The following is an 11984-nucleotide window of genomic DNA, read 5'->3' as shown; positions in this document are numbered from 1 at the left end:
TTCGGCATTTATAAACGGAGGAATCTTTTTATGCCATATAACTTTAAAAACGCTAACCTTGCCGTCCGCGAGAACAGGCTCGGCTCAATCACAGGTTTCACGGGCGACCTCGAAACGCTCGTCTACCGCTCGGAATGCGGCTCCCTCAAAAACCGCGAGAGATGCTTCTCGCAGTCGAGCTCCTGCCTTTCCGGGTGCGCATTGAACGCCCTCGCCGCAATAAGGAACGTCGCGGTCGTCTACCATGCGCCTGCCGGATGCACGGCGATGGCGTCGAACGACAACGTGAAATTCGGACAGATTGCCGCGAGAATCAACAAGACGACGAATTCTGTCTTCGTCTGCACCGACCTGAACGAGAAGGACACGGTTTTCGGCGCGATGAACGACCTCAGGAAAATCGTCGAGCACACCTACAGCACGTACAAGCCGGACGCGATTTTCATCTCGACGTCATGCGTTTCGGGCGTCATCGGAGAGGACGTCGACGGACTTGCGGACGAAATCAACGAGGAGCTGCCGATTCCCGTCATCCCGGTCCACTGCGAGGGATTCAAATCGCGCATCTGGGCTTCAGGCTTCGACATCTCCGACCACGCTGTCCTGCAGGGAATCGTGAAGCCGCCTAAAGAGAAGCGCCGGATTATCAACATCAAGAACTTCTACGAAAGCGCGCGCCCCCAAATCACGAAGATTTTCAACGAGGTGTTCGACGCGGAGCCGCAGTTTCTGTACTGCAACTCGACAATCGAGGAGCTTTCGCATTTGAGCGAGGCGCTGGCGACGGTCTGCATCTGCGGAACGCTCGGAACGTATCTAGGAAACGCGCTCGAGGAGACGTACGGCGTTCCTTATGTGCGCACAATCAACCATTCGGGAGTGACCGGCTTCGAAACGTGGCTGCGCGGAATCGGCAAGGCAATCGGACGCGAGGAGCAGGTCGAGGCATACATCAAGAAGCAGCGCGAGATTTACATCCCGCAGATTGAGGAGGCGATAAAGCCGCTGCGCGGTCTCCGCGCCGTCATCGGAATGGGACCGGGATTCACGTACGAGATTGCGCGCGTCCTGCAGGAATTCGGCATGACAATCGACTACGCGCTCGCGTGGCACTACGACTACAAGTACGACAACGGCCAGGTTCCGCCGGCGCTGGAGCATCTGCTCAAGACAAGCCCGAAGGACATGAAAGTCGCCGTCGCCGACCAGCAGAACTACGAGGTTCTGAACATCCTCAACCGCTACAAGCCGGACGTCTACTTCAGCCGCCACCCGGGAACGACGGTCTGGGCAATCAAGCAGGGATATGCCGCCGTCTTCGTCGCGGACGAGTACACGGTTTTCGGCTACGAGGGAACGTTGAGTTTTGCGAAGCTCATACGCGACACGGTGACGAACCGCTCGTTCGAGAAGAACCTTGCCGCCAGAATCAAGCTTCCGTACACGAAATGGTGGTACGAGCAGAGCAACGAGAAATTCATCAATCCGGAAGGGAAACGGTAGCAGGCACTCGTTTCCTGCACGGCGCTCCGTTTTGGGGCGCCGTCTCCCACCGAATTTGTTCAAGGCGATGGAAAAATGAACGGAAAAACTGGGCTTGAAATCCGCAACGCGTCAATCGGCGACGCGAAACGGATATCGGAAATTGAGAACGAGTGCTTCCCGAAATCGGAGGCGGCGGGCGCGGAGTCGATTTTACGGCGGCTCAAGGCGTTCCCGAACCATTTCTGGCTCGGCTTTTACGGCGGGAAGCTTGTCTCCTTCGTGAACGGGCTTTCCACGAAGGAGAAGGATTTGCGCGACGAGATGTACGAGGACGAGGGCCTCCACGACGAGTCGGGCGAATGGCAGATGATTTTCGGCGTGGACACCGCGCCAGAATTCCGGCATCGCGGGTTCGCCTCCGCAGTGATGGAAAAGGCAGTTTCCGATGCCCGCGCGCAAAACAGGAAAGGACTTGTCCTCACATGCAAGGAAGAATTGATTCCGTTTTACGAGCGGTTCGGCTTCAGGAACGAAGGTCCCTCCCTGTCCTCGCACGGCGACGCGAAATGGTTCCAGATGCGCCTTGCGTTCGCGGATTGACGGAATTCCACGTGCAAAACTATCCCCGTCCCCATCAAACGGACTGCGTTCTTTTTGGATGCAGTCCGTTTTTTTTGCGTCCATATAAAAAAATCCTATTTCCCGTATCTGAAAAAAGTATTAGGCAAGGTTTTTGAGAAATTGTATACATAGTGCATTACTAGGAAATAAGGAGAACGCCTTGTGGAAAACGAAACTGCAATCGAAATAAAAAACCTTTCGCTTTTGTATGAATCCGAGAACGCGACGTATGAGGCGCTGAAAGACATCAACCTTACTATAAATCGGGGAGAGTTCATCTGCATTGTCGGCTCTTCCGGCTGCGGAAAAAGCACGCTGCTTTCCGTTCTGGAAGGGCTGAACACCGCGACAAGCGGAAGCGTCAAAATCAACGGAAAGGAAATCCACGGCGCGGGAGCCGAACGTGCCGTCGTGTTCCAGAGCTACTCGCTCTTTCCGTGGATGACAGCGCGGGAGAACGTCGCCTTTGCCGTGTACGAGACGAGCAAAAAACGCGGCAAGAAAATCCCGAAGAAAAAGGCTTCCGAAATCGCGCTCAGTTTCCTGAAGCGTGTCGAGCTCAACGGCTTTGAGGACAAACTTCCCGGCGAGCTTTCTGGCGGGATGCAGCAGCGGGTCGCAATTGCCCGTGCGATGGCGTGCGACCCGGAAATTCTGCTGATGGACGAGCCGTTCGGAGCGCTGGACGCGAAAATCCGCGAGAATCTGCAGAACCTTCTGCTGAAAATGTGGCGCGAGGATGAGAAGAAAAAGACCGTCGTCTTCGTCACGCATGATTTGAACGAGGCGGAGCTTCTGGCGGACAGAATTGTGTTCATGATTCCGAAGCAGATTTACGCCGTCATAGAGGACAACCTTCCCCGGCCGCGGCATTATCCCTACATCCAGGACAGCGCGGAGTACAAGGAGCTGTACCAGAAACTCGTCAAATATTTTTACCACGAGACAAGCGAGCTTATCGACAGCGAGGGGGCTGCTCTATGAAAAAATTTCTTTCAAAATATGTGCTCAATCTGGCGAACCTGTTTTTCGTGCTCACGATTTTGTGCTTCCTGCTTCCGAGCAGGTACGCGGCGGAAATGCGGGGCGGGCTGAAATCCCCGCTCGCGTTCGCGGTCGTGCTTGTGGCTGTCGAAATTCTCTTCCTCTCGCAGCTGGCGAATTCAAAAAAGGCGCGGGCGGTGAAGGATGTGACGGCTTCCGTGCATATATTTTTGTTCGCATGGGAGTTCATCGTCTCACGGCTGAACCTGCTCCCCTACATTTTCGTTCCCGCCCCAGAAAACGTGTTCGACATTTTCGTCTCGGACTGGAGGACGATTCTTATCGGCTTTTTCAGCTCGATGGAACTGATTCTGGCGGGCCTTTTCCTTTCTGTCGTTTCTTCCGTGATTCTGGGAACGCTCGTCGGCTACAACAAGCGCCTCACGAACGCGGTCTATCCGATTGCGAAGGCGCTTTCGACGGTCCCGGCACTGATTTACACGCCCTACATCGTCCTCATCATGCCGACTTTCAAGCTCGCTTCCCTCACGGTCATATTCTTGAGCATTTTCTGGGGAAGCTTCATGGGGGCAATCAACAACACGGCATTCGTCGAAAAGAAAATCATCAGCGCGGCGAAAGTCCTGAACCTTTCGACTCCGACGATTTTCTTCAGAATCATCATTCCGTTCAACCTCCCGCGATACATCAACGCGCTCCCGATTCACCTCGCCACGTCTTTGATGACGCTCACGGTGGCGGAAATGCTCGGCGCGGACACGGGCATGGGCTATTACGTGCGGGTCTCGCTCAACTACGCGAACTACACCAAGGCAATCGCAGGAATCATCTTCATCGGTTTCGTGGTGACGGTTCTGAACATCGCGATTCAGAAGGCGAAAAAGCATCTTGTCAAATGGAATTATTAGGGATTTCCCTAAATTAAGGAGAAAAAAATGGAAAACAAAAAACAGTCAATCGCAAAACAGTCGTTCCTGAACGCGGCAATCCTCGTTCTCGCCATCGCGCTTTTCGGCTGCAACGAGAAAACGGCTTCGGACGGCTTCTATTCGTTCAACATCGCGGTCACGGCAAACAAAGTCGTGAACCCGCTGATTCAGATTGCCGAGGAGAAGGGATATTTCAAGGAATACAAATTCAAGCCGAACTACACGACGCTAGAGATGATTGGAACGCCGGAAGCTCTTGTCGCAGGAAAGCTCGATGCGGCATACGAGCAGATTATCCCGCCAATCAGCTACGGCGCGCAGGGAGCGGACGTCAAAATATTCGCGGGAACACTTTCCGGCGGAATGGAAGTTGTGGCGAAAAAAGCCGACGCGGAATTCTTGAGGAATCCTGCAAACTGGAAGGGAAAGACAATCGGCGTCATCCATCTTTCGACAGCCGAAATGGTCTCGAAGGCGGCGCTCGGAAACAATTACGGCTACAAAGTCGGCGAGGATTTGAACTACCGGATTATAGACGGCTACCCGTCCATTTCCTCGGCCGTCGCGAAAGGAACGCTCGACATCGGGCTGATTTCCTCGGAATATCTTGAGGCGGCGCGCTCGATCGGACTTGAGCTTGTGTTCCATCTCACGAACCTGCAGAAAGATTACGTCTGCTGCCGCCAGTACGCGTTCGGTCCTTCGTTCGAGAAAAACAAGGACGCGTACAAGGCGTACCTCAAAGGGCAAATCCGCGCGTACAAGGATTACATCACGAACCCGGACGAATCGATAAGAAGCCTTGCGCGCCTCACCGGCGAGGACATCGATTACATCGCGCGCTACATCTACGCAAAAGACTCGAACGGCGACCGCTCCTACAATCCCGACCCCAACTACAACGGCGTCCTTTCGATTTACGAGATTCTGACAGGCTGGAACTACATCGAATCCCACGCGCGGCTTGACGAATTCTTCAACATCGAAGTCTATGCCAGCGCGCTGACTGAAATCATTAAGGAATTCCCGGAAGACAATTTCTACAGGGACATGTGGAAATATTTCCTTGAAAACGACAACAAATTCCCGGGCTTTGATTACAAGGAAATCTAGCCTGATTCAAACAAAACTGGAGGTACTAAAATGGCAATTGACATTGCAAAATCGGAAGTCGAGACGCGGGACAACCGGCTCGGCGCGGTGCTTGCGTTCCACGGAAAAGCGAGCGAGCTTCAGAAAGATTCGAGCAAACGCGCGGTAAAGGAGGACGAGCGAATCTACTCCCAGTGCAGCGACTGTTCGCAGGGCTGTGCGGAAGTCCTTTCCTACATGATTCGCGACGCGGCAATCGTCGTTCACTCACCGCTGGGATGCCTTTCGCCTGTTTCAATCTACGAGCGCGTTGAAGCTTCAAGCAAAGTCCGTGGAATCGAAGCTCCGAAAATTCAGGTCATTTCCACCAACATTGGAATTGATTCAACTGTCTACGGCGGAGTCAAAATCCTGAAGGCGGCAGTTCGTGAAGCCTATGACCGCTTCCATCCCAAGGCCATTCTGATTCACTCTTCCTGTGCGGCGGGAATTATCGGTGATGACATTGAAAGCGTCGTTGACGAGGCGGAAAGCGAGCTTGGAATCCCGATTGTGCCGATTTACTGCGAAGGCTTCAAATCAAAGACCTGGACGAGCGGCTTCGATGCTGTTTTCCATGGAATCTTGCGAAAAATCGTAAAGAAGCCGACCAAAAAACAGGAAGATCTGGTCAACATCATCAACTTTGCGGGTCAGGACGCTTACACGGCTTTGTTCAAGAGAATCAATCTTCGTCCGAACCTTATCGTTCCGAACTCCAGCGTAGACCAGCTTGCAATAATGTCTGAGGCTGCCTGCACAATTTCAATCTGTGAATCACTGGGAACTTACGGTGCGGCGGCCCTTGAGCAGAATTACGGCGTTCCCCAGCTTAAAGTCTCTTCTCCTTACGGAATTGAATGGACTGACCGCTGGTTCCGCGAGCTTGCAAAACTTACAAACCGCACTGAACTTGCAGAAAAACTCATCAAAGAAGAAAACGAGAGAATCAAGCCGATTATCGAAGGCTACAGAAAAGTCCTTAAGGGAAAAAGAGCCTACGTTTATTCAGGAGATTCTTTCGCCCACTATCTTACAAACATGGTCCGCGAATACGGAATGGAAGTCGTTGGCGTTACGACCCTTCACCACGACCAGACCACGGACACAAAAAGTCCGTCCCTGGACACTCTTGGTGAAATGATAAAATACACGGGCGATGTCGAGCGTTTCTCGGTCTGCAACAAGCAGCCTTTCATCATGTACAAAATCTTTAGCGAACTCAAGCCGGATATCCTTATCACACGGCATGACTCAATCGCCACAATCGGAACAAAACTCGGAATCCCTTCAATCCGCGCAAACGACATCAACGTATTGAGCTGCTACGACGGTTCTGTAAATCTAGGAGCAAGAATCATCGATGCCTTGAACTCAAACAAATTCTTCAAGACGATTTCGGAGCACGTTAAGTTCCCTTACAGTTCATGGTGGATTAACCAGAAAGACCCATTCTATTTTGACAAAAAGGCGGAAACAAAATGAGCAAATTGATTGAACAACCAAGATTTTCATGTGCCCTTGCGGCCCAGACTACAGTCCTTGCAATCCCGAGAGCATTGCCAATCGTTCATGCAGGCCCGGGCTGTGCTTCAAAAACATTTCTGACTCTTTCCCAGTGTGCCGGAAACCAGGGTGAAGGCTTTGGCGGCGGCGGACAGATTTCAAGCACCAACACAGGCACTAAGGAAGTCGTTTTTGGCGGCGAAAACAAGCTTCGCACTCTTACGGAAAATGCCTTCAAGGTTCTGGATGCGGATTTGTTTGTCCTTCTTTCGGGCTGTACTTCGGGAATCATCGGCGACGACATCGTTTCAATTGCGAACGAGTTTCGCGAAGAAGGAAGGCCTGTCGTGGGTGCGGAAACTTCCGGCTTCACCGGCAACAACTATCAGGGACACGAGCTTGTGGTCAATTCGATTATCGAGCAGTTCGTTGGAAACGTGACTCCAAAAGTTCAGAAAGGGCTGGTTAATGTCTTTTCTGTCGTTCCAAATCAGGATCCTTTCTGGCGGGGCGACCTTGAAGAAATCAAGCGGATTCTGACTTCAATTGGCCTGAAAGTTAATATTTTGTTCGGATATGAAAGTGCGGGCGTTTTTGAGTGGCAGAATATTCCCAACGCTGAATTCAACATCCTTCTTTCGCCTTGGGTAGGACTCAAAACCGTGGAGCTCTTGAAGAAAAAATACGGAACGCCTTTCTTCCACTTCCCGTATCTTCCTGTGGGCGGAAAGGCGACGAGCCTCTTCCTCAAAAAACTTACGGCCTTCGCAAACCTTGACCTTGAAAAAGTTACGGCCGTAATCAAAAAGGAAGAAGAAAAATTCTACAGCTACATCGTGGGCCTTGCTGACTTCATGTCAGATTTCAGGAGCAATATCCCGAATGATTTGTATCTCGTGGCTGATTCTGAATATGCAATCGGCGTTTCGGATTATCTTGTGAACGAGCTTGGACTTCAGCCAAAAGGAATTTTCATCACTGACGTGCCACCTACGGACACAATAAAGGAAAAAATTCTTGAGACAATCGAAACTCTGGGCAAAGAAATCAGGGATGTGGTTTATTTTGAAAGTGACGGCGGAAAAATCCAGCAGAAACTTTTCGAGCTGATTGGTTCTTCAAAAAGAGCCGTGATTTTCGGAAGTACCTGGGAAAAAATCGTTGCCCAGAAGAACAACAATATGCTGATTCACCTGAGCATGCCGATTGTGGACGACGTAATCCTGAACAAAACTTTCACAGGCTACACGGGCGGCTTAAAACTCACCGAAGAAATCTATTCGGGAATCTTTAAGCACGGAACAATCGACAAGAACGTTCAGGTTCTCTAAAGAAGCCCAACGGAGGATTTATGGCATATAAAATTGCAATCGGAACTTCTGACAAAAAGAGCGTAAACCTTCACTTCGGTGAAATTGAATCAGTTTCAGTTTACGAGGTGAACGAAAGCGACGGAAGCTATTCTTTTCTGGAAGAGCGGAAAATAACCCGCGACCCCGAAAAGGAGGAATGTGAAAGCGGCTGCTCCTGCGGAAGTAACTTTGCGGTGAAGGTCGGAGAGGTCGTAAGCGACTGTACCTATTTCCTTGTTGCTAAAATCGGCCCCAAGCCCCACCGCCTGCTTCAGGAAAACAAGGTGAACTGCTTAGAAGCCCCCTTTGAGATAGAAGAAGCCGTTTCAAAACTGAACGGCTATTATATCTCCCACAAAAAAAGGGAAAGCCACGTATTTTAAATGCCGATCCTAAGCATTTTTGGACTGCACGCTTCCGTGCAGTCCTTTTTATTCGGCTCCGTCCGGAAAACGGTTGACGCAGCTCTTTTCATGGTGAACGGCTTCCGCAAGAAATATTGCTTCTTCGTTTCAATTCATGCACCCGTGAGTGTGCGACAAATATGCTTGCGCTTCATACAACGCAATTCACGGTTTCAATTCACGCACCCGTGAGGGTGCGACGACGTCTATGGCGTCGGTCAGAATCTCACTATGTTTCAATTCACGCACCCGTGAGGGTGCGACGCTGACGTTACAGAGGAGAGTGTATCATGACCATGTTTCAATTCACGCACCCGTGAGGGTGCGACCATAATGCTCACGGCTCCAGAGGAGGCGATAAGGTTTCAATTCACGCACCCGTGAGGGTGCGACGTGAAAATAATCCACGCTCCCACTGATAACATAAAGTTTCAATTCACGCACCCGTGAGGGTGCGACCCACTACCCGCCACAACGGAGGAGGAGGAAAAGGTTTCAATTCACGCACCCGTGAGGGTGCGACCTCGTGGCGGTCACTTTTGACGCAATTTGCACTTTGTTTCAATTCACGCACCCGTGAGGGTGCGACGCATCGTGAGAGCGGCTCCAAAGGAGCCGATAGGGTTTCAATTCACGCACCCGTGAGGGTGCGACGCGCTTGAGCGTGCAATAAAGCCGGAAGAATCCGGAGTTTCAATTCACGCACCCGTGAGGGTGCGACTGCTTGCGGAATGTGCGGCCGCCATACTCTCCGGTTTCAATTCACGCACCCGTGAGGGTGCGACACCGCGCCCGCGTCCGTGACCTCCGCGCGATAACAGTTTCAATTCACGCACCCGTGAGGGTGCGACCTTGCCGATTGGGTTCAAAAGCCACTTGACATCGCTGTTTCAATTCACGCACCCGTGAGGGTGCGACGGCGCTTGCGTTGAGATGTGCGGACGCGAAATGTGTTTCAATTCACGCACCCGTGAGGGTGCGACTATACTTTGCAAAAAAACGGAGGTGAAGACATGGTTTCAATTCACGCACCCGTGAGGGTGCGACTTGACATCGTTGAACGGAACATTTGCGTTTTCAAGTTTCAATTCACGCACCCGTGAGGGTGCGACTCCAGAGTTCTTGAAATTTTTTGTCCATGTCGTGTTTCAATTCACGCACCCGTGAGGGTGCGACCTTTGCTGTCGTGTTTGAGTTGTGCGAGTTGTGTGTTTCAATTCACGCACCCGTGAGGGTGCGACCAAAAGCGGATGGAACTTTTTCAGCGTCTTACACGTTTCAATTCACGCACCCGTGAGGGTGCGACCCGAAAGATTCAGTTTCCGTTCATACGTTGGTAGTTTCAATTCACGCACCCGTGAGGGTGCGACTTGAACGCGTTCGTGTTTCCGAGGATTATCCCGTAGTTTCAATTCACGCACCCGTGAGGGTGCGACTCCTTCGCGCTTGCAAGCAACTCGTCGTTGCTCAAGTTTCAATTCACGCACCCGTGAGGGTGCGACTTCACCGCCTCGACAAGCGCGTTCTGATTCGCGGTTTCAATTCACGCACCCGTGAGGGTGCGACTATTACGGAGCATGACTTCGCGTGCCGTCATCCGGTTTCAATTCACGCACCCGTGAGGGTGCGACCGGATACGACATATCAATCGAGATGTCGCGCGAAGGTTTCAATTCACGCACCCGTGAGGGTGCGACCTGGAGAACTTAAGACAGGCAGAAATCGACATATCAGTTTCAATTCACGCACCCGTGAGGGTGCGACGCAAAGAACGACAAATCAAAAGCGACACGGACAGTTTCAATTCACGCACCCGTGAGGGTGCGACGAAACACAGCAAAATTCAAATACCTGGCAGTAGGAGTTTCAATTCACGCACCCGTGAGGGTGCGACCAACAGTATCTCAACGAGAACCAGCACCAGATAGTTTCAATTCACGCACCCGTGAGGGTGCGACGAAAGCGGAAAGCGTCGTCTGCGAAGATGAAAGTTTCAATTCACGCACCCGTGAGGGTGCGACCGAAATCAGAAAGAATCGAGCTTCCCTTATTGTAGTTTCAATTCACGCACCCGTGAGGGTGCGACCCGCGTGTTGCAGGCTGAAGCCCTCGACGAGGAGGTTTCAATTCACGCACCCGTGAGGGTGCGACGCGCCGATTTTCACGGTCTCGGACGCGAACGCGTTTCAATTCACGCACCCGTGAGGGTGCGACTGCACGCAAATTGTGCCCTCCGTCTCTCCGGCCGGTTTCAATTCACGCACCCGTGAGGGTGCGACGATACGGGTGCGCTTCGCCGTTCCATCTCCGAGTTTCAATTCACGCACCCGTGAGGGTGCGACTATTGGCATACAACTGCTCGATGTAGTCAGACGAGTTTCAATTCACGCACCCGTGAGGGTGCGACCATAGAGACGCCCGCGATGTAGTCGGAATATTCGAGTTTCAATTCACGCACCCGTGAGGGTGCGACTATGGTACGTGTTTTTCGTCATATGTGAGTGTTAGTTTCAATTCACGCACCCGTGAGGGTGCGACGGCAAAATAAAGGCAATATCATGATAGGCTCTGCTGTTTCAATTCACGCACCCGTGAGGGTGCGACTATATGCGATACATCTTGCTAATGTAATGGAGGTGTTTCAATTCACGCACCCGTGAGGGTGCGACAACAAGCCGAACCACTTCAGCGCGACGACGCTTTTGTTTCAATTCACGCACCCGTGAGGGTGCGACCTCATTCGTCGGTACACCACTGCGAAACCTACGGGTTTCAATTCACGCACCCGTGAGGGTGCGACCTTGCGGGCGTCTCGATGGAGTCCACGAAGTTTGTTTCAATTCACGCACCCGTGAGGGTGCGACTTTGCAAAAATTAAAGGGTGGTTCAGATGATTTTGTTTCAATTCACGCACCCGTGAGGGTGCGACGCGCGTTCATCAGCGAGAAAATCGGCGGGATTGAGTTTCAATTCACGCACCCGTGAGGGTGCGACGCCGATATATACCGCATTGCTGAAAGAGTCCGACGTTTCAATTCACGCACCCGTGAGGGTGCGACCTCCACTCATAGGACACGCTTTCCGCGGAATCGTTTCAATTCACGCACCCGTGAGGGTGCGACTGGTGTGCGGGATGAACGTCATGCCGTCGGATGTTTCAATTCACGCACCCGTGAGGGTGCGACATTGACACGCGCGTTATCGCGTAGTCGGACGTGTTTCAATTCACGCACCCGTGAGGGTGCGACGACATATATTGTGTTCGATGTCGCATAGTAGTTTTTGTTTCAATTCACGCACCCGTGAGGGTGCGACACCGAGACGGGCGCACCACGTAACCGCACGCATGGACGTTTCAATTCACGCACCCGTGAGGGTGCGACGCAACCGCTCTATTCGGTGTTGTGGGGGAAGACGTTGTTTCAATTCACGCACCCGTGAGGGTGCGACGTCAAGTATGACACGATAGACGTCAACGGGACGGGTTTCAATTCACGCACCCGTGAGGGTGCGACCCCCGATTTTCGTCTCGACCTTCGCGTTTGCGGGGT

The 11984-nt window shown here is 52.1% G+C and carries 8 protein-coding genes and 1 CRISPR repeat array; all 8 genes read left to right on the top strand.

The features are described 5' to 3' along the window. The first annotated feature begins 30 nt into the window (after positions 1-30). The 8 genes from TRESADRAFT_RS09045 (at position 31) to TRESADRAFT_RS09010 (ending at position 8412) form a co-directional block, all read left to right on the top strand. Entirely contained in the window at positions 31-1503 is a 1473-nt protein-coding gene (locus TRESADRAFT_RS09045) for a nitrogenase component 1 (RefSeq protein WP_002704993.1), read from the top strand. Between the two features lie 75 nt (positions 1504-1578). Further along, positions 1579-2085 carry a GNAT family N-acetyltransferase gene (locus TRESADRAFT_RS09040; protein ID WP_002704991.1) on the top strand — a complete coding sequence of 169 codons (507 nt, stop codon included), beginning with the start codon at positions 1579-1581 and terminating at the stop codon, positions 2083-2085. 183 nt (positions 2086-2268) lie between these two features. Then, on the top strand, positions 2269-3090 hold the full coding sequence (locus TRESADRAFT_RS09035) for an ABC transporter ATP-binding protein (RefSeq protein ID WP_002704989.1): 822 nt from the start codon (positions 2269-2271) through the stop codon (positions 3088-3090). Beyond that, the gene (locus TRESADRAFT_RS09030; protein ID WP_002704987.1) at positions 3087-4019 is read left to right on the top strand and encodes an ABC transporter permease; all 933 of its coding nucleotides are present in this window, start codon (positions 3087-3089) and stop codon (positions 4017-4019) included. The genes TRESADRAFT_RS09035 and TRESADRAFT_RS09030 overlap by 4 nt, the downstream gene beginning before the upstream one ends. A 27-nt stretch (positions 4020-4046) precedes the next feature. Further along, entirely contained in the window at positions 4047-5153 is a 1107-nt protein-coding gene (locus TRESADRAFT_RS09025; protein ID WP_002704985.1) for an ABC transporter substrate-binding protein, read from the top strand. A 30-nt stretch (positions 5154-5183) separates the two neighbouring features. Then, a complete protein-coding gene (locus tag TRESADRAFT_RS09020; RefSeq protein WP_002704983.1) occupies positions 5184-6656 on the top strand; it encodes a nitrogenase component 1 in 1473 nt (490 codons plus the stop codon). Continuing rightward, the gene (locus TRESADRAFT_RS09015) at positions 6653-8008 is read left to right on the top strand and encodes a nitrogenase component 1 (RefSeq protein WP_002704981.1); all 1356 of its coding nucleotides are present in this window, start codon (positions 6653-6655) and stop codon (positions 8006-8008) included. The genes TRESADRAFT_RS09020 and TRESADRAFT_RS09015 overlap by 4 nt, the downstream gene beginning before the upstream one ends. 20 nt (positions 8009-8028) lie before the next feature. Further along, a complete protein-coding gene (locus TRESADRAFT_RS09010) occupies positions 8029-8412 on the top strand; it encodes a NifB/NifX family molybdenum-iron cluster-binding protein (protein ID WP_002704979.1) in 384 nt (127 codons plus the stop codon). A gap of 126 nt (positions 8413-8538) precedes the next feature. Further along, positions 8539-11948: direct repeats of the CRISPR family, unit length 31 nt; unit sequence GTTTCAATTCACGCACCCGTGAGGGTGCGAC. Positions 11949-11984 lie beyond the last annotated feature (36 nt).

The organism is Treponema saccharophilum DSM 2985 (genome assembly GCF_000255555.1).
GTDB classification, from domain to species: domain Bacteria; phylum Spirochaetota; class Spirochaetia; order Treponematales; family Treponemataceae; genus Treponema_D; species Treponema_D saccharophilum.
Note: the sequence above shows the minus strand (reverse complement) of the source record. Positions and strands in the feature narration are given on the sequence as shown.